A 24570-nucleotide genomic window follows, 5' to 3' on the forward strand; every position below is an offset into this window, starting at 1 on the left:
GCCCCGGCCCCGTTCGGGCCGTCACCCCCACGGGTGAATTCGGGGGCCGTTCGGGGGGTTGGACCAAGCCGGGTGCGTAAGCGTGCCGAACGTCAGGGCAGAGCGGTCCGGCATCCGGCCGGGCCGCAGGGCCGAGACGGGACATGATGGCCAGCGAGCACATCGACACCCGGCTGCTGGAAGAACTCACCGAGCAGTCAGAGGATTTGAACAGCGACGCGCTGCGGATCACCCGCGGGGCGCTGAGCGACTTCCGGGAGGGCGGCGAGCCCGGGCGCCGGTGGTGGCAGCGCGGAGCGACCCTCGGGGTCCTGGCCGGCGGGGCGGGGGTGCTGAGTGCCGTACGGGCGGCGGCGGCTTCGCCGTCGGCCTCCGCGTCGGCCTCGGCGGACGACATCAGGGCGCTGCAGACCGCCGCGTCCCTCGAGAACCTCGCGGTCGGCGTCTATCAGACGGCGGCCGGGCTGCCGTTCATCAAGGACGGCAACAAGACGGTGGCCGCGTTCATCGCCAAGACCACCGAGCAGCACCAGGCCCACGCCAAGGCCTTCAACGCCGCCGCGACCGCGGCCGGCGGGCAGGCGCAGAACGACCCGGACCCGAAGTACAAGGCCGTCGTCGACCAGGCGCTGCCCACCATCAAGACTCCGGCGGACGTGGTGAAGCTCGCCATCTCCCTGGAGGACGTCGCCGCCCAGACCTACACCAAGAACGTCGGCCAGGTCAGTAATGCCGAGCTGCGCCAGCTGTTCGCCTCCGTCGCCCCCGTCGAGGCCCAGCACCGCGCCGTCCTGCTGGCCGTGCAGGCGCTGCTGGCGGGCAATGCCGCCGATCTGATCACCATCCCGGTCGACCCGGCGAAGCTGCCCGCGGCCGCGGGCAGCGTGGGCTTCCCCGACGCCTTCTACAAGACCGACAACGCCTCCCCGATCACCGAAGGGGCCGTGAAGTGAGCACCGACCGCACCTGGGAGCCCGCCATCGGCGAGGCCGAACTCGCCCGCCTGACACGGGACATGGAAGAGGCCCACCGAGCGACCCTGCCGGTCATGCGGGCCGCGGCGGTCGACCTGACCGAGGAGCTGCGCGCCACCGGCCAGGCCGACGCGGGCCGGCGCCGGTTCCTGCTCGGGGCGGGCGGGGTCGCCGCCGCCCTCGTCCTGGCCGCGTGCTCCAGCAGCAAGAACGTCAAGGACCCGGCACCGAGCAGCCCGGCCGGCACGATGCCCGGCTCGGCGTCGGCCTCCGGGAAGTACACCGGGGACCTCAGGGTCGTCGCGCTGGCCACCGCCCTGGAGAACCAGGCCGTGGGCGCCTACCAGGCCGCCCTGGACGCCGCGAAGGCCGGCAAGCTCGGCACCGTGCCCCCGGCGGTGGCGACGTTCGTCACCACCGCGATGGCCCAGCACAGCGACCACGCCAAGGCCTGGAACGCCGTCCTCACCGGGGCCGGTCTGCCCGCGATCACCGACGTGCCGCTGTCCAACCAGCCCGACACCCTGGCCGCGCTCGGCAAGGCCGCCTCGGTCGGGGACGTCGCCAAGCTCGCCCTGGAACTGGAGGACCAGGCCGCCCAGACGTACCTCTTCGCGACCTACAACGTCACCAGCCCCGCCGGCATCGCCACCGCGGCGAGCATCGCGCCGGTCGAGGCCATGCACGCCGCCATCCTGAACTACGTGCTCGGCCAGTACCCCGTCCCGGACGACTTCCTGCCCACGGACAAGGCCGCCAGCCCCACCCTGCTCACCGTCTGACCCGACACCCCCTCGAGACCGGGCGCGCGCCCGGCCCACCGGTACCCGACACCCCGCCGGCCGGGCCGGGCGCGCGCCCCCTGCCGGTCGGCCCGGTGGCGCTCAGCCGCCCTCGCGCTTGACCCATTCGCCGCCGCCCAGCGGGTAGTCGTAGCCGGGGCGGTGGACGTCGGCGCTGGTTCGGAAGGGCGTGCCGCCGTTGTCGATGTGGACGGTGCCGTGGCGGGCGCCGCTGGACCAGTCCAGGGTGAGGTCCCAGCGGACGTCGTGCGCCTTGGTGTGCGCGGTGACGTAGAAGACCTCCGGGTCGGACTTGCTGACCTTGTAAGGGAAGTCGCGCCGGCCGCCCTTGGTCGTGATCACCGGGCTGCCCCGGTCGAGGTCGACGTCGAAGGACTGGGCGTCCACCTGGCCGCCGCAGCCGACGCCCATCGAGTAGTCGTTCCAGGCCAGCGGCGCGCCCTTGGCGGTGACCCGGACGTGCAGCGCCAGGAGGACGACGGTGTCCGTGCCGGTGCCCTGGACGGTGAGGGCGACCTGCTGCTCGCCCGAGGAGACCGCGCCGTAGGCGGCGGCCCAGCGCGGCGCGTCGCGCTCGGGGGCGGGCGGGCCGACCTGGGCGGGCGCGCTGTTGACCAGGAAGTGCTGGCTGCACGGGTCGGCGTAGACGTACGGGCGGGTGCCGACGGTGAGCGGGGCGGGGCCGGTGTCGGCCGGGGCGGGGGTCGGAGTCGGGGTGGGGCCCGGGGGTGTGGCCCCGGCGACGGCGGCAGCGGGGGTGCTGGGCGGCGGTTCCGGCGTGGCCGTCGTGACCGGGTCGTCCGGTGTGCCCGTGCTGTCCGTGGTCGTCGATGCGGTGGCCGTCGCGCCGACGGCCTGCTGGTCGCCCCGCGCCTTGTCCCCGCCGCCCCAGATCGCGGGGCGCGCGACGGCCAGGGCGGCGGCCAACAGGGCGGCGGCCGTGGCGGATACGAGCAGCGCGCTGCGGCGCCGGCGCGGCGGCGCGGGTTCCGCCGGCACCACCTCGCCCACCGGTTCGGCCTCCGCCGCGGGGCGGTCCGCCGGGGCGCTCTCCGGAGCCCGCTCGATCCGGCGCCCCCGGGCCGCGTCGGCCAGGATCCAGCTCCGGTGGAGTGCCATGAGCTCATCGGGAGTCGCCCGGCACAACCGCGCGAAGCGCTCCGCCGACGCGAACTCGTGCGGCAGCGCCGTGCCGTTGCAGTACCGGTGCAGCGTGGAGGTGCTGGTGTGCAGCCGCTTGGCCAGCGTTCCGTAGCTCAGGCCCGAGCGTGTCTTGAGCTCGGTCAGCAGTCGCGCGAACTCCTCCGCGCCGGCGGTCCCCGTATCCTCCGACACCCGACGTCTCCCGTTCCCCGCGTCCCACCCCCGCCGACTCGGCCCTTGCGCGTCACCGCTGTTCAGGGCCCGTGCCGACGTGCCACCTTACCCATCGTGCTGATGGACGTGGCAGCCGGGACGGACGGTTGCGCGAGCCACGGTCATCCGACGGTCATGGAACTCCGGGCGTCAGCCGAGCTGCCCGGTCGGCCGCAGGGTGATGTGGTTGATGTCCACGCCCGCGGGCTGGTTGACGGCGAAGACGATGGTGTCCGCGATCTGCTCGGCGGTCATCGTCGGCGACTCCTCGGGGGTGCCGCCGCGCTCGCTCCAGAACGGGGTGTCCACCACCCCGGGGGCGACGACGGTCACGCCGACTCCGTCCTTGCCGACCAGCAACCGGGTGTTCTCGGCCAGCGCGTGCGCGGCCCACTTGGTGACCGAGTACAGGTTGCCGGGCGTGTTGCGCAGCCCGGCGACCGAACCGATGATCACGATCCGGCCCTTGGACTCCCTGAGCCGCGGCAGGGTCTCCCGCACCAGCAGGGCCGGGCCCAGGACGTTGGTGAGGACCATGGCACGCATGTCCTCGGGGGTGTGGCTCTCCAGGTTGCCGGGCAGTGAGAAACCGGCGTTGGCGATGACGTTGTCCAGCCGGCCCCACGCGTCCACCACGCTGCGCACGGCGGAGGCGACGTCGTCCGCGTCGCTGGTGTCGCCGGTGATCGTCAGCAGCCGCTCGCCCGCTCCGGCCGAAGCGGCGAAGGCGGCCAGCTTGACCGCGTCACGTCCGGTGACGGCCACGCGGTGGCCCTGCTTGAGCAGGGCGCGGGCGGTGGCGGCGCCGATTCCGGTCGAGCCACCGGTGATCAGCGTGACGGGTTCCATCGGGACGGCCTCCTCGGCGCTACGGGTCGTCAGGGCTGCGCCGGGGCCCGGCTGCCGATGAACGCGCGAGGTGGCGCGTGTGGTCGGCCGACTCCGGGTCGCCGGATCCCTGAAACGCCAGCACTATATCCATCGATCTTCCCGCCGAGCCGGTCGGCCGTCGCCGACCGGCGACGATGCCGTGCGAAGCGCCCGAAACCGCGCTTCCGGCACCCGTGTCGGGCCGCGCACTCACGTCGCGCCGGTTCCTTGCGGAGCGGTTCACGGCCGCCAGGCACCGGCCAGGGCGGACCCGGCCGAGCCCGCGCCGCCGTTCACGTACGCGTCGAGGGCCCCACCGGCTCCCGCGCTGTCCTGGACGGGCAGTGCGCGGAAGCCGGGCCCGGACCAGACGGCGCAACAGCTGGTGCCGGACCCCGAAGGCCTCCCGGGAGAAGCGGGTGGACTCCCCGAGGCCGACCACCGTCGCCCCGGCGGCCGACCGGCCGGCGATCTCGCCGGGTTCGGCGTCGGACAGGGGGAGGGCGGCGGTGGACCGACCGGAGCCCGCGGTGTTGTTCGGCATGCCGATCAGTCTCGACCTTGACGTCGACTTGAGGTCGAGCGACTCGGTCGCCGGGCTGCCGGACGGGGTGCCGCCCCGTCAGGCCGCGGGCCCGGGCGAGGGGGCGAGGGTGGTGTCGAGCCAGTCGAAGGTGACCTGCTGGAACCGGGCCATCGCGCCCATGTGGCAGTGCTCGCCCGCGCCTTCGGACTCGGGGAGGGTGATCAGGGTGTGCGGGCAGGTGAGGGCGGCGGCGACGCGCTGGGGCTCGCCGCGGAAGAACTGGTCGTCCTCGGCGGCCAGGACGAGGGTGGGGCAGGCGATGAGCTGGGCGACGCCGTCGAGGGAGTAGTCGGCGGTCCTGCGGATGTAGTCGGTGGGGGAGGCGGCGCCGAACGTCCACACGCCGTTGCGCAGGGCCCAGCGGAGCTGGGTGCTCACCTGCATCAGCAGGTTCAGCACCGGGTCGGCGAGGTCGTCGCGCCCGGACTCGATCCAGTCGCGCAGGAACGGCGGCATCATGCGGAGGTGGGCGTCGTGGTAGTCGTACAGGCCGTCGTCCAGGACCAGGGCGGCCAGTCGGTGCTCATGGGCGGCGGCGCGGGCGGTGAGGTAGCCGCCGAGGCTGTAGCCGAACAGGGCGAGCCGGTCGGGGTCGATCTCGGGCCGGGTGAGCGCGTAGTCGACCACCGGGGTGACCACGGCCTCCCAGTCGGAGCGGAAGACGAGTCCCTGCTCGCGCAGGGCGGCGCCCTGGCCGGGCCCGTCGTACGCCAGCACGTTGTAGCCGCGGCGCAGGGCGGCCGCGCCGATGACGAAGTAGGCCTCCTCCAGGGTGGAGTCGAAGCCGCTGGTGAAGATGACGGTCGGGCGGGGGAGGCCGGAGTCGTCGACGAGGAAGAGGTACCCGGGCAGGGTGGTGTCCCCGTAGGGGATGCGGACGGCCTCGACGGGGTTGTCCAGCAGGCCCGCAGCGGTCGCGAAGGTCTCCCGGGAGAGGGCGGAGAGCGCCTTGACCTCGGGGTCGTGGGCGGGGTCGTCGCGGCGGTAGAACTCGGCGGTGCGGTAGTAGTTCGAGGCACGCAGCAGGGCCTCGCGGGCGCTGACCCGGTGGCCGGCGGCGAGCGCGCCGGTGCCGATGGCGTGGACGCGCTGCGCGGTCTTCTTCCACTCGCGCAGCCAGGCCTCCTCGTCGCCCTCGCCGACGTTGCGCAGGATGGTCAGGACCTCGCCCAGGTCGGCGCCGCCTTCGTTGGCGAAGCCGGCCGCGCGCAGCGCCTCGAAGGAGAAGGACTCGTCCTCGTACAGGAATCGCATGGTGCACCCCAGACCCATTGTCGAGACGGAACGGTTCCGTCTCGCCTTCGCCACCGACGATAGACCTCGCCCAGTCGAGACGCAACCGTTCCGACTCGTGTAGGTTCGGGCCATGCCCAGCACTCCCGCCCCCCAGCCGTCGCCCCCCGCACCCGACCGCCCCCCGGGGCGCAGGCTCCCCGGCGGGCCCGTGCTCCAGGACTCGGTGACCGCGGCCATCGCCGCCGCGTTCTTCGAGGAACTGGCGGCCGCCGGCTATGCGCGGCTGTCCCTGGAGGCGGTGGCCAAGCGCGCCGGCGCGGGCAAGGCGGCCATCTACCGCCGCTGGACGTCCAAGCTGGAGATGACCGTCGACCTGGTCTCCGCCGTCGCCGTCGACGCCTCGGGGACCGCCGACACCGGAACCCTGCGCGGCGACGTCCTCGCCTTCCTCTCGGAGGTCGCCGACGCGCTGTGCCGGCCGCTCCCGGCGAGGATCATCCCCGACCTGATCGCCGAGGGCGGCCGCAACCCCGAACTGGCCGCGGCGCTGTTCAGCACCGTCCGCGACACCCGGCGGGCCAAGGCCGCGGAGCTCCTGGAGCGGGCGGTCGACCGCGGCGAGCTCCCCGCCGACCTGGACCGCGGGATCGCCCTCGACCTCCTCGTCGGTCCGCTCTACTGGCGCCTCGCGGTCGTCCACACCCCGACCGCCCCCGACCACCTCGACCGCCTCACCGACAAGCTGATCGCGGCCTTCCGCGCCTGAGGCCCGGCGTGCGGCGCGCTGCGTGCCCCGCGGCGGGTGGCGGACGGGTGACGGGCGGGGCGGGGCGGGCCTGACCTCCCGTCAGGCAGCCTGGCGTGGTGCGACTATCTGGGGCGTATCGGCGCATCCGGCACGATTCGACCGGTTCCCCTAGGAGGACCTCAGCAATGAGCCGTCGCACCCACCGCCCCGCCATGCTCGTGGCGCTGGCGCTCGTCCTCGCCCCGCTCGCCGGCTGCGGCGGGGTCGACGCGCCCGGCCCGGTCACCGTCGCGCCCCCGCCGCCGGAGAAGGCCTTCGGCCAGGCCTGCGCGGCGCTGCCCGGCGAGGGCCCCGGTAGCCTCGACGCGATGCGCGGCCTGCCCGTTCTGACCGCGATCGACCAGACCAAGGACCTCGGCCAGCTGTCCGCGCTGGTCAAGACCGCCAAGGCCAAGGACATCTTCGACTCGATGGAGAACGTCACGGTCTTCGCCCCGAACGACGCCGCCTTCGCCAAGCTGACGGACGACCAGAAGAAGACCCTCGCCACCCAGCAGGGCGCCGGCGACCTCGTCCGCAAGCTCATCGTCGTCCGCGACCTGCGCAAGGACGACCTCCAGGACAAGCAGTACAACTCGCTGCAGGGCGCCGTCATCAAGGCGGCCGGCAGCGGGGAGGACTACCGCATCGGCGGCGCGCAGGTGCTCTGCGGCAGCATCAGGACGGCCAATGCGCGGCTGGCGATCCTGGACACGGTGCCGGCCTTCGGCTGACGGGCGCCGGTGAGGCGGGCCGGTCCTCTGGACCGGCCCTTCGCGGGCGCGGAATGTGGTGGTGACGCACCGGGTGCCGGCTGGTGTGTCGAATGTGTCGATGACGGCGGCGGACGGGACCGTCTGCCCGATCGCGAACGGGACAGCGACGTGTCCGGCGGTGGAGATCGCGGTTGGTGATTCGATGAGCTGGACGCTCACTGGCAGGCTGGATGCGAATGCCACGGTGACGCCGATGAACTCGGTGACGGTCACTGGTGGTCCGGATCCGGGCACGCCGACGCATACGGCGGTGGCTTCGCCGAGCGGCACCCCCGTGCCGCAGGCGCACCTGACTGTGTCGAAGGTGCTGCTGACCAACCCGGTCGTCCCCGGGCAGCGGATCCAGTGGCAGGTCTCGGTGGCCAATGACGGTCCCTCCCGGGCCCGCAATGTGGTCGTCACCGACCGGGTGCCCGCTGGGGTACTGGATGCGTCGATGGCGGCGCAGGACGGCGCCGTGTGCCCGATCGCCAATGGGACCGCGACCTGTCCGGCCGTCGAGATCCCGGTCGGCGGCCTGCTGACCTGGACGCTGAGCGGCACGCTCGACGCCGGTGCCACGGCGACCCCGACCAACACCGCGCTCGTCACGGGTGGCCCGGATGCGAGCACCAGTTCTCACACGGCGGTGGCCAGTCCCTCGACCGGGCCGGTGGCGGAGGCGCGCCTGTCGGTGTCCAAGGTGCTGCTGACCGACCCGGTGGTCCCTGGGCAGCGGGTCGAGTGGCAGGTGGCCGTCACCAACCGGGGGCCGTCCGTTGCCCGGGACGTGGTCGTGGCCGACCGGGTCCCGGCCGGGGTGGCGGACCCGTCGATGACGGCGGATGACGGTACGGCCTGCCCGATCGCGAGCGGGACGGCGACGTGCCCGGCGGTGGAGATCCCGGTCGGCGAGACCCGGACCTGGACGCTGGCCGGCACGCTCGATGCCGGTGCGACGGTCACTCCGGTCAATACGGTCGTCGTGACGGGTGGGCCGGATCCGGGTACGCCGACCCACACGGCGGTCGCCTCGCCGAGTTCGTCGCCGTCGGCGCAGGCCCGGCTGAGTGTCGCCAAGGTGCTGCTGACCTCCCCGGTGGTCGCCGGGCAGCAGATCCGGTGGCGGGTGACGGTGACCAACGACGGGCCGTCGCGGGCACGCAATGTGGTCGTCACCGACCGGGTGCCCGCCGGGGTGAACGACGCGTCGATGACGGCCGACGCGGACGGGACGTCGTGCCCGGTCGCGGACGGGACGGCGACCTGTCCGGCCGTCGAGATCCCGGTCGGCGCCACGGTGGCCTGGACGCTGAGCGGCACGCTGGACCCGAACGCCACGGCCGTCCCGGTCAACACGGCGGTGGTGACGGGTGGTCCGGATCCGTCGGTAACGGCGCACACCGCGGTGGCGACGCCGACCGAGCCGATCACCGTGCTGCACGACCTGCTGCTCACCAAGCAGGCGAGCCCGGAGAACCCGAAGGTCGGTGACACCGTCACGTACACCGTGACGGCCACCAACCGGGCCAGTGGCACGTACCTCGGCGCCGTCGTCACCGACGACCTCTCCGGGGTGTTGGACGGGGCGGCCTATGGTGGTGACGCCCGTGCCGGCAGCGGGGGGACGGCCTACGCCGCGCCGCGGCTGACCTGGACGCTGGACATCCGGCCCGGTGCGACGGAGACGCTCACGTACACCGTCACGGTGAAGCCGGACGCGGGCGGGCGGACGCTGGTCAACCGGCTGACGGCCGACGGTTCGAACTGCTCGGACGGCAACGCCAACGCCAACGGCAACTGTTCGACCAGCACCACCGTCCGCAACACGCCGAGTCCGAGCCCGAGTCCGAGCCCGACGACCAAGCCCCCGCTGCCGCCCACCGGGAGTGGGAACCCGGTGCCGGCGCTGCTGGTCACGCTGGTGTTCCTGGTGCTCGGCAGCAGCCTGATCGCGGCCCGCCGCTCCCGGCGCTCCCGCCGCTGACCCGCGGGCACCGTCGGGCGGCCGGTTCGGCTGGCCGCCCGACGGTGCGGGGTGTTGACGGCGGTGGCGTCAGGGGAGGGTCCAGCGCTGGTTGGCGCCCGCGTTGCAGTCCCAGATCTCCAGGCGGGTGCCGTTGGTGGTGGCGAGGCCCGGGTCGTCGAGGCAGCGGCCGGACTGGGTGCTCCTGAGGGTGCCGTCGGGTTGGGGTGTCCACTGCTGGTTGGGGCCGGCGTTGCAGTCCCAGAGTTCCACCGGGGTGCCGTTGGTGGTGGCGCCGCCGGTGACGTCGAGGCACTTGCCGTCGTGGGTGAGGGTGCCGTTGGACCAGGTCCACACCTGGGCGGCGCCGCCGTTGCAGTCCCAGAGTTGGACGGCGGTGCCGTTGGCGGTGGAGTCGCCGTTGTCGTCGACGCACTTGCCGGTCAGGGCGGAGGTGATCGGGCCGGTGTGGGTGGTCGGGGTGCCCGGGGTGAGGGCGAAGTCGTCGAACTGGTCGGTCCGGTAGCCGGTCACGCCGAGGCCGGCCTGCCCGTTGGTGAAGGAGGCGTCGGTCGCGCTGCCCACGGTGACGCCGTCGATGCCGGCGGTGAGGGTGGTGTCCTGCATCGACAGGGTGACGGTGTGCCAGCCGCCGGTTCCCGGCGCCGTGACGGTGCCGCTCGCCAGGGTGGTGAAGTTCCAGCTGGTGTCGCTCTTGTCGATGGACCAGGCGCCGGTGTCGCTGAAGCGCAGGTGGTAGGCGTTCAGGCCGTTGTTGTTGCGACCCTGCTGGTTGACCCGGCCCAGGAGTTCGACGCTGCCCGACTGTTCGAAGAGGGTGTCGGCGCTGACGGTGTAGTTGGACCAGCTGCCGTCGCCCATGATCGTGTACGGCGCGTCGTAGGGTTCATCGGTCCACCGGATCGGCTCGGTCGGGGCCATCTGGCGCAGGCAGCTGCCGTTTCGGCCGCCGCCGCACGGGACGGTCCGGAAGGCGCCGTTCATGTCGGTGAAGTACTTCGGCGAGGTGGTGGTGGCGGCCGTCTCGAAGTCGTCCGCGTAGGGCAGGCCCATCGGCGCGGCGGGCGGCGGGGTGGCGGTGCCCTTGCCCTGACCGGTGGTGGTGGTCACGGTGTAGACGTGGCCGGGCTGGAGGGTGAGGGTGTACGCGCCGCCCTGCGGGGTGACGTCCTGGGAGTGGACGAACCAGTCGGCGGAGTCGCCGGAGTTCAGATCGGTGGACCAGACGTGGACCTGCCCGGTGGAGAGGCCGCCGGTGACGGTGAAGCTCGCGGTCTGGGCCGCAGTGGCGTCCATGGTCTCGATGACGGTGCTGTAGTCGTGGTTGTTCGGCGACTTGAGCGTGACGTAGCTGCCGTTGGTGCGGGCGCCGCCGAGGTAGCCGCTCGCGGAGTCGATGTAGTGCCAGCCGGGCTGGGTGAACTGGGCGGTGTGCGCGGTGACCCAAGTGGTCTTGCCGATCGTGTAGTGGCCGGACCAGGGCTGGTTCGCGATCGACATGCCGTCGGTGGAGAAGTACAGGTTGGGGTAGAGCGCGGCGATGACGGGCCAGTTGATGAAGGAGGTCATCCGGCCGTCGAGGTAGTCGCGGTTGATCCCGCGCGCGACCGCGCCCGCCCCGCCGTCGGCGTCCTCGGAGCCGTTCTCGCTGGCCCAGAGCGGCTTGCCGAGCGCCTGGGCGGCGGGGGTGCTGGGGCAGCTGCTGAAGTTGCTCATGTACCCGCACGGGTAGTGCACGCCGACGACGTCGACGGCGTTCTTGAACGCCGGGTCGGTGGCCATGGCGTCGGCCACGGCCCAGGTGTCGTCGGCGGCGACGACCTTGGTGGCGCCGTAACCGTGGGAGACCAGCGCGCTCTTGAGGCTCTTGTACCAGCCGGCGTTGAAGCCGCGTTCGTTCCAGCCGCCGAGGTAGGAGACGTCGAGGTGGTGCTGGGCCGCGCAGCCCATCCAGTCCATCAGGTAGTCGACGGTGTCCTGGGACCAGAAGGAGCCGCCGCTGCCGGTGTTGCCGATCCAGCCGGGGGTGCCCCAGGTCAGGCCGTAGAACGTGATCTTCGGGTTGCGGGCCATCGCCTGTTCGGCGAGCCACCACTCGTAGCCCTGGTCGCAGTCGACGGTGCCCTTGGTGTGCTCGATGCTGGGCTCGGCGCCGTCGGTGGAGTTGGTGTCGCCGCCGATCTCCAGTTTCAGCACCTGGAGGGAGGCGCCGTAGCCGGGCTTGAACAGGTAGTCCAGTAACTGGCTCCGCTGGGGCTCCGGATAGTCGACCAGCAGACGGGAGTTGCCGCCGCCGCCGGAGATCGCGCCGACCCCGTCGAAGGTGAGGCCGGGCTTGGTGCCGTCGACGGTGACGGCGCTGTGGACGGCGGCGGTGGCGGCGCCGGCGGTGGACGGGGTGGTCAGGCCACTGAGCGCGCCGAGCAGCAGGGCTGCGGCGCCGAGGGCGGTGCGGAGTTTCGAGGGCAGGTGTCTGCTGCGCATGGACGTCCTCCGGGGTGGGGGTGGGGGGACGGGGCCGGCCGACCGGGGCACCGAGTGCCGTGTCGGGTGCTGTGTCAGGTGCCGTGTCGGGTGCATGGCGGAAGGTCGGAGTGGAGCGTAGACCCGACTTCCAACACTAATCAACAGCATGGCTGAAGATTCAACGCCACCGATCGCGCGTCGCGACCGGCGCACACGATCGACCGCGCGCCGGGGGAGCGGTTGCTGCGCCGTCAACCCCTTGACGCCGTCCCGTCATTGGCGGAAGCTGTTCCGGATGCCTGCCTACCGGCCGGTAGGCAGGCACTAGGTCACTTCGAAGTCTCTGACCAGTGTGATTGTCGGGCTGCTGGCCCGTTTCGCGCGCGGGCGAGGGGCCGCCCGGCTGGTCGGCGCTCTTCGCATCCGCGCGGGGCGGGTGGCATAACGAGACGGTGTCGATCCTGCCTCGGAGGTAAACGCGAGCTTGACTCGGATGTGAACTGGGCGTTTCCTGATGCCTCATCGCGTTTGATTGCGATGTTTTCTGATCGACTGTGTTGCTTATGGTCGATCGGCCCACACCCTCAGGAGCCTCCACCATGCATCTCACCCTCCGTGGCCGCCTGGCCCCGCTCGCCGCGCTGAGCCTGGTCACCACTCTCGGTCTGACGGCCTGTTCCACCGGACAGACCTCCTCCTCCGGGGCCGACGCGTCGGTGGCCCCGGTGTCCGGCAAGGTCTCGATCACGTACCTGCAGAAGCAGGGCGACCAGCAGTACTTCGTGGACGAGGCGGCCGGCGCCAAGGCCAAGGCCGCCGAGCTGGGCGCCGACCTGAAGGTCGTGAACCTCGGCAGTGACGCCAACAAGACGGTCGGCGAGGTGCAGGCCGCGATCGCCCAGAAGAGCAACGGCCTGATCATCGTGGTGCCCGATCCGGCGGTCGGGCCGCAGGTGGTGCAGACGGCCCGGGACGCCAAGGCCGCGCTGCTCACCTCCGACGACCAGGTCTGCGCGAGCGGCCCCTCCCCGGCGCAGTGCGCCGCCGGAGACCTGGTGCCCCGGATCGGCTTCTCCGGCCAGCAGATGGGCCAGCAGGTCGGCCGGCGCGCCGCCGAGGAGTTCAAGAAGGCCGGTTGGAACGCCGCCGACACCCGGATCATCTCCGCCTGGAAGCAGGACGTCACCGTCTGCGGTGACCGGGTCAAGGCCGCCAAGGACGCCTTCGACCAGGCCGTGCCGGGTGTGCAGGCCATCGACGTCGCCACCGACAACACCCCGACCGGTGCGCAGGACAAGGTGGCCGCCACCATCACCGCCAACCAGGGCGTCAAGCACTGGGTGACCTGGGGCTGCAACGACGAGAACGTCCAGGGCGCCGTCACCGCCCTGCAGAACGCCGGGATCAGCCCGGACGACATCGACGGCGTCGGCCTGGGCGCCTACCTGGCCTGCAAGGACTGGTCCGCCGGCAAGCCCTCCGGGATGAAGGCCGCCCTGTTCATCAACGGCAAGGACGTCGGCGCCCTGTCGGTGCAGACCATGTACGACAAGCTCAAGAACGGCAAGGACTTCCCCAAGGAGGCCTTCGCCCCGACCAAGATGGTCGACGCCGCCAGCTGGCAGTCCGCGGGCGTGTCCTGCAGCTGACGCCGCGTTCGGCGTGACGTCGAGCAGGCGGTGCGGCGGGCGAGTGATTCACGCCGCCGCGCCGCCGCCGGTTCCGCCGCCCGTCCGCACCCCCGCCCGTACCGCACTGCCAACGAGGCCCCGATGACCCCACCCGAACCCTCGCCCCTCCCGCCACCGGGCACCTCCGCCGGCCTGAGCGCCGAAGGGGTGTCCAAGCGCTTCGGCGCCGTCCAGGCGCTGACCGACGTCACGCTCTCCTTCCCGCCCGGCCGGATCACCGCGCTGATGGGGGAGAACGGCGCCGGCAAGTCCACCCTGCTGCGCATCCTCACCGGCGACCACCGCCCCACCGAGGGGCGCGTCCTGCTGGACGGCCGGCCGCTCGACCTGCACTCCCCGCAGGACGCCCGCCGCGCCGGGATCCGGATCATCCCGCAGGAACCCGAGATCATCCCGCACGTGCCGGTCGCCGAGAACGTCTACGCGGGCTCGCTGCCCCGCACCGGGCTGCGCCGCCTGGACCGCGCCGAGCTGCGCCGCCGGATCACTGCGGACCTGGCCCGTCTGGGCTTCGACAAGGTCCTCGACCCCGACCTGCTCGGATCCGAACTCACCGCCGCCCAGCGCCAGTTGGTCGAGATCATGCGGGCCCTGACCGGAGCCGTCGCACCGCGTGCGATCGCCTTCGACGAGCCCACCTCCTCGCTCTCCGAGCACGAGGTCGAGGCCCTGTTCGCGCTGATCGGCCGGCTGCGCGACGAGGGCATCGCGGTCGTCTACGTCTCCCACCGGATGAAGGAGATCTTCCAACTCGCCGACCGCATCGCGGTGTTGCGCGACGGCCGGGTCGCCGGGGTGGTCGAGGCCGCGGCCACCGACGAGGGCGAGCTGGTCCGGCTGATGGTCGGCCGCGACCTGTCCTCGCTGTTCGTCCGCCAGCAGGTGGCCACCGACCGCGTCGTGCTGGACGTCGACGGCTTGACCACCGACGACGTGCGCGACGTCAGCCTCAAGGTCCGGGCCGGCGAGGTGGTCGCGCTGGCCGGACTGATCGGCGCCGGACGCTCCGAACTCGCCCTCGCCCTGGCCGGCGACGCCCCGATCCGCTCCGGCACGGTGGCCCTCGACGGCGAGGTGCTGCGGCTGTGCACCCCGCGCGACGCCATCGCCGCGGGCATCGGGCTGGCGCCCGAGGAGCGCAAGGCCCAGGCGCTGTTCCTGCAGCGCACGATCCGCGACAACACCTCGCTGGTCAGCCTGCGCCGACTCAGCCGGTGGCGGTTCGTCAAGCGCCGCCAGGAGAAGGCCCTCGCCCAGGAGTACGCCGACCGGCTGCGGGTCCGCGCCCCCTCCGTCGAGACGGAGGTGCGCACCCTGTCCGGCGGCAACCAGCAGAAGGTCGTCCTGGCCCGCTGGCTCGCCCGCCGGCCCGAGCTGCTGATCCTCGACGAGCCCACCCGCGGCGTCGACATCGGCGCCAAGGCCGAGATCTACCAGATCATCGCCGACCTCGCCCGCGAGGGCACCGCCGTCCTGGTCATCTCCTCCGAACTGCCCGAGGTGCTCGGCCTCGCCGACCGGATCGTGGTGATGCAGAACGGCCGCACCACCGGCGAGCTCAGCCGTGAGGAGGCGACGGAGGAAGCAGTCCTCGCCCTCGCCATGGCCGACGACCTCGGCGCCGCCGACCGCCGTACCGCGGCCGACCGCCGTAGCCCGGCCCCCGCCACCACCCCCGCCCAGACCGGAGAGACCCGATGACCACCGCCACGCCCCCGACCGCCCCGGTGCCGGACACCGGAGCCCTGCCCGTGCGGTCCGGCGGCCCGCGCGCCCTGCTCGCCGCGATCGGCGGTCAGAACCTCAGCCTGATCGGCGCCCTGGTCGCCGTCGTCGCCCTCTTCGGCACCCTCAACCCCAACTTCGTCGGCTGGGACAACATCCAGGTCATCGCCGAGGCCGCCACCATCTCCGGACTGCTGGCCGTCGTCCAGACCGTCGTGATCATCTGCGGCGGCCTCGACATCTCGGTCGGCTCCCAGGCGGGCCTGGCCTCCGTCACCAGCGCCATGGTCTTCACCTCCAGCGGAGCCAACCCCTACCTCGGCATCGGCGCCTCGCTCGCCATCGGCGCCGGCATCGGCCTGTTCAACGGCGTCGTCATCATCTACGGCCGGGTCAACCCGACCATCGCCACCCTCGCCGGACTGGCCGCCTACAAGGGCGTCGCCCAGCTCGTCTCGGACGGCCGCGCCCAGGGCTACGTGCTCAACGACCCGGTCTTCGTCTTCCTCAGCCGGGGCAGGATCGCCGGACTGCCCACCATGGTCTGGCTGCTGATCCTCACCGCCGTCGCCGTGCACGTCCTGCTGACGTACACCGACATCGGCCGCAACATCTACGCCATCGGCGGCAACGACACCGCGGCCCGGCTGGCCGGCATCAACCTCAACAAGTACCTGATCGCCGCCTACGCCCTCTCCGGCACGGTGGCCGCCCTCGCGGGGGTGCTGCTCACCGCGCGCACCGGCAGCGGCCAGCCCGTCTCCGGCAGCGAGGGCCTGGAGCTCCAGTCGATCACCGCGGCCGCGCTGGGCGGCTGTGCCCTCAAGGGCGGCAAGGGCAGCATCGGGGGCACCCTGCTGGCCGTCGCGCTGCTCGGCGCGCTGCAGAACGGCCTCACCGTCCAGGGCATCAACTCCTTCTGGCAGAACGTCGCCCAGGGCGCCCTGCTGGTCGCGGCGGTCGTGATCCAGCAGCGGCGCAACCGCGAGCGCGCGGTCGGCCTGCCCGCCTGACGGCCGTACCCCGCGCCCTGCCCCTGCCCCTGGGTTCCTGCGGAGCCGGACGGACGATCCCGTCGGTCCGGTCCCGCGGGTCGGGTCGGGGGCGCACCCGGCCCCCACACGGGTGCGCCCCCGACCGCCACCTCCTCACGTCGGCCCGCCGGGGTGCGGGGATAATGGATCACGCGGGCTCCGGCCGCCGTCGCCGGTCGCCGACGGGGCCGCCCCCGGCCGTACCCGCTCGTTCGATCGAAAGGTCCTCCGTGGCTGACCAGACGTTGCTCGCCGCCCAGCGCCAGGCGCTGATCCTGGAGGCGATCCGCCGGACCGGCGCGATCCGGGTCGCCGAGCTGGTCGAGCAGTTCGGCGTGTCCGACATGACCATCCGCCGGGACCTCGACGCACTGGTACGCCAGGGCGCGGTGGAGAAGGTCCACGGCGGTGCGGTGGCGACCGGGGCGGCCAGCACCTTCGAGCCCGGCTTCGACGCCAAGTCCGCGCTGGAGGAGGGCACCAAGGCCGCGCTCGCGGACGCCGCGGTGCAACTGGTGGAGCCGGGCAGCGTGGTGGCCCTCTCGGCCGGTACCACGACCTACGCGGTCGCCGCCCGGCTGCTGGAGGTCCCGGAGCTGACCGTGGTGACCAACTCGCTGCGGATCGCCGACCTGCTGTGGGCGGCGGGCAGCGACGGGAGGGAGAGCGCGCCGACCCTGCTGCTGACCGGCGGGTCGCCGACCCGCTCGGCGGCCCTGGTGGGGGCGCTGGCCGACCAGACCATCCGTTCGCTGCACGTGGACCTGCTGATCCTGGGCGTGCACGGGGTGAGCGAGCAGGCCGGCCTCACCACGCCCAACCTGGCCGAGGCGCAGACCAACCGGGCCCTGATCGCCTCCGCCCGGCGCACCGTCGTGGTCGCCGACCACACCAAGTGGGGCGTCGTCGGCCTGAGCAGCTTCGCGACCCTGTCGGAGGTCGACTGCTTCATCACCGACGACGCCCTGCCTGCGGCGGCCCGCGGGGTGCTGGCCGAGGCGGTCGGCGAAATCCTCGTCGTCCCGACCGCCGGCTGACGCCGGATCCGACCGCGCGGGGGCTCAGCCCCCGTGCCGTCGGTCCGCCCGCGGTCAGCCCACCTTGCGGGCGCCCGCCGAGGGAACGGCGGTGAACGGGACCGGTGCGGCGTGGCCCGCGGTGCGGAAGGCCGCCGTCACGGCGGCCGAGACCTCGGCCACCCGGGGGGCCTCGACCAGGGCGATGACGGACCCGCCGAAGCCGCCACCGGTCATCCGGGCGCCCAGGGCCCCGGCGGCGACGGCGGCCTCGACCGCGAGGTCCGTCTCGGCGCAGGAGACCCGGAAGTCGTCGCGCAGCGAGGCGTGTCCGGCCGTCAGGATCGGCCCCAGCGCGGCGAGGTCACCGCGGACCAGGTGCTCGACGGTCTCCAGCACGCGCCCGTTCTCCGTCACCACGTGCCGTACCGGCGGCCGGAGTTCGGCGGGCAGCCGGTCCAGGGCCGGGCCCAGGTCGGCGGTCGCGAGGTCGCGCAGCGCGGGCAGGCCGAGCAGCTCGGCGGCGCGCTCGCAGCCGGCCCGCAGGGCGGCGTAGGCGCCGTCGCCGAGGTCGTGCTTGACCCGGGTGTCGATCACCAGCAGTCGCAGGCCCGCCGCCGCCAGGTCGAACGGGACGTGCCGCTGCTCCAGTGTCCGGGTGTCCAGGAACAGCGCGGTGCCGTCCGTGCAGCAGGAGGAGGCCATCTGGTCCATCACGCCGCAGGGGACGCCGACGAAGGCGTTCTCGGCCCGCTGGGCGAGCACGGCGAGCTCCGGCGCGCTCAGGCCGAGGTCGTACAGGTCGTTCAGGGCGGCGGCGGTGGCGCACTCCAGGGCGGCGGAGGAGGAGAGGCCGGCCCCGCTGGGCACGTCGCTGTCGAAGAACAGGTCGGCCCCGCCGATCTGGTGCCCGGCCTCGGCGAGGGACCAGAACACGCCGGCCGGGTAGCCGGCCCAGTCGGCGACCACGCCGGGCGCCAGGCCGTCGAGCGCGAGCTCGGTGATGGTGCCCCCGCCCTGGGCGCTGTACAGCCGCAGCCGGCCGTCCTCGCGGCGGCGGGCGCTCACCCGGGTGGTGTGCGGGAGGGCGATGGGCAGGACGAAGCCGTGGTTGTAGTCGGTGTGCTCACCGATCAGGTTCACCCGGCCGGGGGCGGCCCAGACGCCGTTCGGGCGTCCGCCGTGGACGGCCTCGAAGTCGGTGGCCTCGTCGATCATCTGCTGCTCCATGCCTGGTGCGCGGGTGGGTTCCCGTCGACGGGTGTTCGTCGACGGGCGGAAGTGAATTCCGACATAATCAAACATGACCGTCCCCACGGTCAACACCTGCGATGTCCATGTTCATCCGGGTCGAGTCAAGCGCCTGGGACGGCCGCTACCAGCGAAGATGCTTGTTGACAAGCGATCGTCTCTGTTTGAATCTGTTGAAGCTCGAAACTGCCGGGCCGACGCCCCACGCGTAAGGAGTACAGCGGTGCACAGAACCGCCACCAAGTTGGCCGACGGCCGCGAACTGGTCTACTTCGACCAGGGGCCGGGCGCGCTCCGCGAGGTCCCGGACGAGCGGCCGCTCGAACCGACCGCGAGCCTCTCCGAGGCCCGGCTCGACCCGGTGCTCGGCGAGTGGGTGACGGTGGCCGCCCACCGCCAGCAGCGCACCTACCACCCGCCGGCCGGCGAGTGCCCGCTGTGCCCCTCGCGGGACGGCCGGCTCAGCGAGATCCCGGCGCCGGACTACGAGGTCGCGGTCTTCGAGAACCGCTTCCCCTCGCTCGCCGCCGGCTCCGCCGACCACGTCGCGGCCCGGGACGAGCCCCTGCACACCCTGCGGCCCGGCAGCGGCCGCTGCGAGGTGGTCTGCTTCACCTCCGACCACGACGCCTCCTTCGCCGACCTCGACGAACCCCGGGCCCGCCTCGTCCTGGACGCCTGGACCGACCGCACGGCGGAGCTGTCCGCCCTGCCCGGCGTCCGGCAGGTGTACTGCTTCGAGAACCGCGGCGAGGAGATCGGGGTCACGCTCGCCCACCCGCACGGGCAGATCTACGCCTTCCCGTTCGTCCCCTCCCGCACCTCCCGGATGATCGCCCGGGCCGGGGCGCACCGGGCCCGCACCGGCCGCAACCTCTTCGAGGACCTGCTCGCCGCCGAACGGAGCTCCCCGGAGCGGCTGGTGCTCCGGGGCGAGCACTGGACCGCCTTCGTCCCGTTCGCCGCCCGCTGGCCGTACGAGGTCCACCTCTACCCGAACCGCAGGGTGCCCGACCTGACCGCGCTCGACGAGGCCGAGCGCGCAGAGTTCCCCGGGCTCTACCTCGACCTGCTGCGCCGCTTCGACGCCCTGTTCCCCGCCGGGCCCGGCGCGGCGCCCAACCGCACCCCGTACATCGCCGCCTGGCACCAGGCCCCCGACCAGGGTGGTGCCGAACTCGCCCTCCACCTTGAGCTGTTCACCGTGCGGCGGGCGCCCGGCAAGCTCAAGTACCTGGCGGGCGTGGAGTCAGGGCTGGACGCCTTCGTCACCGACGTCAGCCCGGAGGCCGCCGCCGAGCGGCTGCGCGCCGCCGCGCCCGCCTGAACCGGGCCCGGGGACGGCGACGGCCTCCCGCCCCGGCGGGGGTGGGAGGCCGTCGTGCGTGAGAGAGGACGTGCGCCGGTCAGGCGGTCGGCTTCGCGGTGACCAGGGCCGTGATCTCGGCGGCGAGGCGGGGGCCGAGCTCGCCCCAGCCTTCCTTGTAGCCGTAGACGCCGGCGAGGGTGCGGGCCTCGTAGTCGCCGTTCATGATCTCGATGTCGTCCGCGGTGATGAGGCCCGGGTGGGCCACGCCGACGGCCGAGGAGACCTTGAGCAGCTCCTTGCGCAGGGTGCGCAGGTAGACGGCGGCGCGGGTGGACTTGGACGCCGGGTCCAGGCCGCGGGCCAGCCAGGGGTTCTGGGTGGCGATGCCGGTGGGGCACTTGTCGGTGTGGCACTTCTGCGCCTGGATGCAGCCGATGGACAGCATGGCCTCGCGGGCCACGTTGATCATGTCGGCGCCGAGGGCGAAGGCGACCGCGGCGTTCTCGGGCAGGCCGAGCTTGCCGGAGCCGATGAAGGTGAGGTCGTCGGTCAGCCCCAGCTCGGCGAAGGTGCCGTAGACCCGGGAGAAGCCCATCCGGAACGGCAGCGACACCGAGTCGGCGAACATCCGGGGCGCGGCGCCGGTGCCGCCCTCGCCGCCGTCGACGGTCACGAAGTCGACGCCGCGGTCCCCGCGCTCCATCAGCGCGGCGAGCTCCTGCCAGAAGCCCATCTCGCCGACCGCGCTCTTGATCCCGACCGGCAGGCCGGTCTCGGCGGCGATCAGCTCGACGAAGTCCAGCATCGAGTCGACGTCGCCGAACGCGGAGTGCCGGGACGGCGAGGCGCAGTCCTGGCCGACCGGGATGCCGCGGATCGCGGCGATCTCCGGGGTGACCTTCGCGCCCGGCAGCATGCCGCCCAGCCCGGGCTTGGCGCCCTGGGAGAGCTTGATCTCTATCGCCTTGACCGGGGCGCCGGCCACGACGTCCTTGAGCTTGTCGAGGTTGAAGCTGCCGTCCTCGTTGCGGCAGCCGAAGTAGGCGGTGCCGAGCTGGAGGACGAGGTCGCCGCCCTGGCGGTGGTACGGGGACAGGCCGCCCTCGCCGGTGTTGTGCATGGTGCCGGCCTCCGCCGCGCCCTTGTTGAGGGCGGTGATGGCGGCGCCGGAGAGCGAGCCGAAGCTCATCGCCGAGATGTTCACCACGCTCGCCGGGCGGAACGCCTTGGCGCGGCCGCGCGGGCCGCCGAGCACCTTGGCCGAGGGCAGCGGGGACTGCGGGTCGTGGGTGTCGGGCAGGGCGCCGGCGAAGGTGCGCTGCTTCACGTAGGCGTGGCCCTGGACGTGCTCGACGTCGACCTCGGTGCCGAAGCCGAAGTAGTTGTTCTGCTCCTTGGCCGAGGCGTAGATCCAGGTGCGCTGGTCGCGGCTGAACGGGCGCTCCTCCTCGTTGGAGGTCACGATGTACTGCCGCAGCTCGGGGCCGATCGTCTCCAGCAGGTAGCGGGCGTGCCCGAGCACCGGGAAGTTCCGGAGCAGCGCGTGCTTCTTCTGGATGAGGTCGCGGGCAGCCAGAAGCGCCACCGCTGTCGCGGCGGCCGCGCCGATCTTCCGGGCTTGCATGGACGTTCCTCCTCGGTGCACGACTCCATCGCCGTCGGTGGAGTCGTCGTGTCGTGCGGGGCGTTGGGCGGCGGGCGCGCGGCCGGGAGGCAACGGCGCCCGTCGAGGGACCCGATGTGATCGTAGGACGCCCGTCCGACCGGTCTGCGGCCAGGGGCGGGTTCGCGGCCCGCTCCGGCGGCCCGGTGGACTTTCGGCCATGGCGTGGCCGAATTCCTCCGCGAACTTCACGAGTTACTTCACCCCAGTGATTCCGTGCCCTTCCGGTGGTGATTCCGGGGGCAATCGGAGAAACGGCGGGCTCGGTGAATGTGAGCAAGATGTGTGCCCTGCCTTGTCCGTATTTGGATGGACAGGAGGCGGGTGGTGAGGCGCGTAGACGGTCCGGGAATTGCCTTGCCTCTACCAAGTCTTGACCTTCCCTAGGGGATTACGTAGCCTCCTGATCAATACGGAGGGCCGGTCGCCCGGGTGTTCGAGCGAGCCTGTTGCCGCCGTGTGGGGACCAATTCGAATCCGTGGGGGATCTCGTGTACGACGTCATTGTTGTCGGTGCCCGCTGCGCCGGATCGCCGGTGGCCATGCTGCTGGCCCGGCAGGGGCACCGGGTGCTGGTGGTGGACCGGGCCTCGTTTCCCAGCGACTCCGTGTCGACCCACTACATCCACCAGGCGGGACTGCTGAAGCTCCAGGAATGGGGGCTGCTCGAGGAGATCGTCGGCGCGGGCACGCCGGCGCTGCGCAGGATGCACTACGCCTACCGCGGGGTCGAGCTCAACGGCTTCGCCGAGCCGGTCGACGGCGTCGACGCCGTCTACTGCCCGCGTCGCACCGTGCTCGACGAGATCCTCGTCAACGCGGCCCGCCGGGCGGGCGCGGAGGTGCTGGAGGGCTTCACCCTGACCGACCTGGTCTTCGACGGCGGACGGGTGGTCGGCGTCCGCGGGCGCGAGGGCGACGGCCCGGAGCGGGAGTTCCGCTCGACCGTGGTGGTCGGCGCCGACGGCTTCCACTCGACGGTGGCCAAGCGGACCGGCGCCGAGCTGTACAACGTCCGCCCGGCCGCCGGGTTCATCTACTACTCGTACTACACCGGGCTCGACGACTGGGGGCTGCACCACAAGACCGGCATGAACGAGCGCTGGTTCGGCACCTGGCCGACCAACGACGGGCTCCAGATGCTGGCGGTCATCTGCACCCGGCGTCAGCTCAAGGAGTTCCGCCAGGACGTCGAGGGCCGGTTCCAGGCCGTGTTCGACGACGTGTCCCCGGAGATGGGGGTCCAACTGCGGGACCAGGGGCGGCGCGAGGAGGACTTCAAGCCGATGCGCTACCCGGACAACTACTACCGCCGCGCGTACGGCCCGGGCTGGGCCCTGGTCGGCGACGCCGGGTACCACAAGGACCCGTACACCGGGTGGGGCATCACCGACGCCTTCCTCCACGGCCAGCTGCTCGCCGACCGGATCCACCAGGGACTGGCCGGCGAGCGGCCGATGGAGGAGGCGCTCGCCGAGTACAACAAGCTGCGGGACGAGGAGAGCGGCGACGTCTACGACTTCACCACCACGCTCGGCGAACTCACCGAACTGCCGCCCTTCTTCCGCGCCACGATGTCCGCGATGAGCGCCACCCAGGAGTGGACCGACCGGATGCTCGGACTGATCGGCGGCGTCGTCGAGGGACACGAGATCTACGCGCCGGACGCCCTGGAGCGCCTCTACGACAGCGCGGGTGTGCCGCAGGACCAGCGGATCTACGACCCCGCGGGCTGAGCCACCGCCCGGGTGCAGTACCTGATGTGTCGTCAACTCGACACGGTAGTCGTCGTTCTCCAGCCCGCCGAGGGAGCCAGTAGATGAAGCACGCCTCCAGCATGTTCGAGCTCATCAGCGAACAGCCCGAGCAGAGAGCCTACTTCGAGACCGGTGGGACCGGCCGGTCGCACGAGTTCTACACCGGCGAGGAACAGCACCGGCGGGAGATGGAGCGGATCTACGGCCGCCGCTGGCTGCCCGTGGACCACGTCTCCCGGCTCAAGGAGAAGGGCGCGTTCAGCACCCTGAACATCGGCACCGGATCCGTCCTGCTGCTGCATGGCGACGACGGGATCCGGGCCTACCACAACTACTGCCGCCACCGCGGTTACAAGCTCGTCGAGGAGGCCGCGGGCAAGCGGCAGAGCCTCGTCTGCCTCTACCACTGCTGGGTGTACGACCGCAACGGCGCGCTCAAGAGCCTCAACGGCACCTACCTCGACCACTTCTTCGCCAAGGACGAGAACGGGCTGCTGCCGATCCGCACCGAGATCCGGCACGGCGTCGTCTTCATCGCCTTCTCCGACGACGCCCCGGACCTGGACGAATCCCTGGGCGAGTTCGGCGAGTTCGCCCGCGTCTACCACCTGGCCGAGCTGGAGTGCGTGGAGGCCAAGGACTACCCGGTCGCCTCCAACTGGAAGCTGGTCGCGCACAACGTCAACGAGAGCCTGCACTTCCCGACCGCCCACAAGGACCTGCACCGGATCACCGACTTCGACGACGCGGGCACCTACGACCTCCGGGGCGACATCGTCGGCGCCTGGCAGTCGATCCGCGGCGGCTTCAACTCCGTCTCCATGACCGGCCGCAGCCGGCGCGCACCGATGCCGCTGGTGCCCGAGGCCGACCGGCAGCGGATCAACTGGATCACCATCCTGCCCAATCTGCTGTTCGGCTTCACCGCGGACTACGTGATGATGCAGTGGGTCTGGCCGGAGAGCCCCGGCACCTGCCTCGTCCGGCACTTCTGGCTCTTCCACCCCTCGGAGACCGCCAAGGACGACTTCTCGCACGAGGCCGTGTTCGCCCTGTGGGACAAGGCCAACTACGAGGACTGGACGATGTGCGAGCGCACCCACCGGGGCCTGGCGAACCCGCGCTGGGCGCCCGGGCAGCTCTCCCTCGACGAGGAGGTGGTCTCCCAGATCGACGCCTGGATCGCGGCACAGACAGCTGAGATGAACGGGACAAGTGATGCGGTTCACGCCGCCCCGCCGGGCCGAGCGGGCGTGACGGACCAGGCGGCCGCCTCCGGCGGCGCCGCGGTCGGCGGTGCGTGA

Annotated in this window: 18 protein-coding genes and 1 pseudogene; 13 read left to right on the forward strand and 6 right to left on the reverse strand. The window is 72.3% G+C overall.

The window, feature by feature from the left end; genetic code table 11:
- Nucleotides 1-146: 146 nt before the first annotated feature.
- The gene (locus ABTY61_RS35415) at nucleotides 147-953 is read left to right on the forward strand and encodes a ferritin-like domain-containing protein (RefSeq protein WP_350509286.1); all 807 of its coding nucleotides are present in this window, start codon (nucleotides 147-149) and stop codon (nucleotides 951-953) included.
- On the forward strand, nucleotides 950-1756 hold the full coding sequence (locus tag ABTY61_RS35420; protein ID WP_350509287.1) for a ferritin-like domain-containing protein: 807 nt from the start codon (nucleotides 950-952) through the stop codon (nucleotides 1754-1756). Before ABTY61_RS35415 ends, ABTY61_RS35420 begins: the two co-directional genes overlap by 4 nt.
- Before the next feature lie 102 nt (nucleotides 1757-1858).
- Here ABTY61_RS35420 and ABTY61_RS35425 read toward each other — a convergent pair whose 3' ends face one another.
- The 3 genes from ABTY61_RS35425 to ABTY61_RS35435 all read right to left on the reverse strand — a co-directional run bounded on the left by ABTY61_RS35425 (nucleotide 1859) and on the right by ABTY61_RS35435 (nucleotide 5843).
- On the reverse strand, nucleotides 1859-3112 hold the full coding sequence (locus ABTY61_RS35425) for a helix-turn-helix domain-containing protein (RefSeq protein WP_350509288.1): 1254 nt from the start codon (nucleotides 3110-3112) through the stop codon (nucleotides 1859-1861).
- Between the two features lie 171 nt (nucleotides 3113-3283).
- The gene (locus ABTY61_RS35430) at nucleotides 3284-3982 is read right to left on the reverse strand and encodes an SDR family oxidoreductase (RefSeq protein WP_350509289.1); all 699 of its coding nucleotides are present in this window, start codon (nucleotides 3980-3982) and stop codon (nucleotides 3284-3286) included.
- Between the two features lie 643 nt (nucleotides 3983-4625).
- Nucleotides 4626-5843 carry an alpha/beta hydrolase family protein gene (locus ABTY61_RS35435; RefSeq protein WP_350509290.1) on the reverse strand — a complete coding sequence of 406 codons (1218 nt, stop codon included), beginning with the start codon at nucleotides 5841-5843 and terminating at the stop codon, nucleotides 4626-4628.
- A 112-nt stretch (nucleotides 5844-5955) separates the two neighbouring features.
- Between ABTY61_RS35435 and ABTY61_RS35440 the strand changes: the two genes are divergently transcribed.
- From ABTY61_RS35440 to ABTY61_RS35455, 4 genes and pseudogenes are all read left to right on the forward strand, one after another.
- A complete protein-coding gene (locus ABTY61_RS35440) occupies nucleotides 5956-6591 on the forward strand; it encodes a TetR-like C-terminal domain-containing protein (RefSeq protein WP_350509291.1) in 636 nt (211 codons plus the stop codon).
- A 167-nt stretch (nucleotides 6592-6758) separates the two neighbouring features.
- Nucleotides 6759-7346, forward strand: coding sequence for a fasciclin domain-containing protein (locus tag ABTY61_RS35445; RefSeq protein WP_350509292.1), 588 nt, complete (start codon nucleotides 6759-6761; stop codon nucleotides 7344-7346).
- 43 nt (nucleotides 7347-7389) lie between these two features.
- Nucleotides 7390-7605 (forward strand): annotated as a pseudogene (locus ABTY61_RS35450) (hypothetical protein); the annotation flags it as partial.
- Nucleotides 7606-7638: 33 nt separating this feature from the next.
- Entirely contained in the window at nucleotides 7639-9354 is a 1716-nt protein-coding gene (locus ABTY61_RS35455; RefSeq protein ID WP_350509293.1) for a DUF7927 domain-containing protein, read from the forward strand.
- 69 nt (nucleotides 9355-9423) lie between these two features.
- On the opposite strand, the gene ABTY61_RS35460 is transcribed toward ABTY61_RS35455, so the two are convergent.
- Nucleotides 9424-11838, reverse strand: coding sequence for a ricin-type beta-trefoil lectin domain protein (locus ABTY61_RS35460; protein WP_350509294.1), 2415 nt, complete (start codon nucleotides 11836-11838; stop codon nucleotides 9424-9426).
- A gap of 581 nt (nucleotides 11839-12419) precedes the next feature.
- On the opposite strand from ABTY61_RS35460, the gene ABTY61_RS35465 reads away from it, so the two are divergent.
- From ABTY61_RS35465 to ABTY61_RS35480, 4 genes are all read left to right on the forward strand, one after another.
- A complete protein-coding gene (locus tag ABTY61_RS35465; protein ID WP_350509295.1) occupies nucleotides 12420-13469 on the forward strand; it encodes a substrate-binding domain-containing protein in 1050 nt (349 codons plus the stop codon).
- A gap of 123 nt (nucleotides 13470-13592) precedes the next feature.
- Nucleotides 13593-15212 (forward strand): sugar ABC transporter ATP-binding protein, encoded by a 1620-nt coding sequence (locus tag ABTY61_RS35470; protein WP_350509296.1) that lies wholly within the window; start codon nucleotides 13593-13595, stop codon nucleotides 15210-15212.
- Nucleotides 15209-16249, forward strand: coding sequence for an ABC transporter permease (locus ABTY61_RS35475; protein ID WP_350509297.1), 1041 nt, complete (start codon nucleotides 15209-15211; stop codon nucleotides 16247-16249). Before ABTY61_RS35470 ends, ABTY61_RS35475 begins: the two co-directional genes overlap by 4 nt.
- Before the next feature lie 251 nt (nucleotides 16250-16500).
- Nucleotides 16501-17307, forward strand: a complete 807-nt coding sequence (locus tag ABTY61_RS35480; protein ID WP_350509298.1) for a DeoR/GlpR family DNA-binding transcription regulator — start codon at nucleotides 16501-16503, stop codon at nucleotides 17305-17307.
- Nucleotides 17308-17361: 54 nt separating this feature from the next.
- On the opposite strand, the gene galK is transcribed toward ABTY61_RS35480, so the two are convergent.
- Complete coding sequence (galK, locus tag ABTY61_RS35485) at nucleotides 17362-18504, reverse strand: galactokinase (RefSeq protein ID WP_350509299.1); 1143 nt, start codon at nucleotides 18502-18504, stop codon at nucleotides 17362-17364.
- A gap of 256 nt (nucleotides 18505-18760) precedes the next feature.
- Between galK and galT the strand changes: the two genes are divergently transcribed.
- Entirely contained in the window at nucleotides 18761-19864 is a 1104-nt protein-coding gene (galT, locus tag ABTY61_RS35490; RefSeq protein WP_350509300.1) for a galactose-1-phosphate uridylyltransferase, read from the forward strand.
- A 79-nt stretch (nucleotides 19865-19943) separates the two neighbouring features.
- Here galT and ABTY61_RS35495 read toward each other — a convergent pair whose 3' ends face one another.
- Nucleotides 19944-21470 (reverse strand): FMN-binding glutamate synthase family protein, encoded by a 1527-nt coding sequence (locus ABTY61_RS35495; protein ID WP_350509301.1) that lies wholly within the window; start codon nucleotides 21468-21470, stop codon nucleotides 19944-19946.
- Nucleotides 21471-21988: 518 nt separating this feature from the next.
- On the opposite strand from ABTY61_RS35495, the gene ABTY61_RS35500 reads away from it, so the two are divergent.
- Together ABTY61_RS35500 and ABTY61_RS35505 are read left to right on the forward strand one after the other, a co-directional pair.
- Nucleotides 21989-23245 carry an NAD(P)/FAD-dependent oxidoreductase gene (locus ABTY61_RS35500; protein WP_350509302.1) on the forward strand — a complete coding sequence of 419 codons (1257 nt, stop codon included), beginning with the start codon at nucleotides 21989-21991 and terminating at the stop codon, nucleotides 23243-23245.
- An 83-nt stretch (nucleotides 23246-23328) separates the two neighbouring features.
- On the forward strand, nucleotides 23329-24570 hold the full coding sequence (locus ABTY61_RS35505) for an aromatic ring-hydroxylating oxygenase subunit alpha (protein ID WP_350509303.1): 1242 nt from the start codon (nucleotides 23329-23331) through the stop codon (nucleotides 24568-24570).

Origin of the sequence: Kitasatospora sp. NPDC096128 (assembly GCF_040303105.1) — a bacterium.
Taxonomy (GTDB): domain Bacteria; phylum Actinomycetota; class Actinomycetes; order Streptomycetales; family Streptomycetaceae; genus Kitasatospora.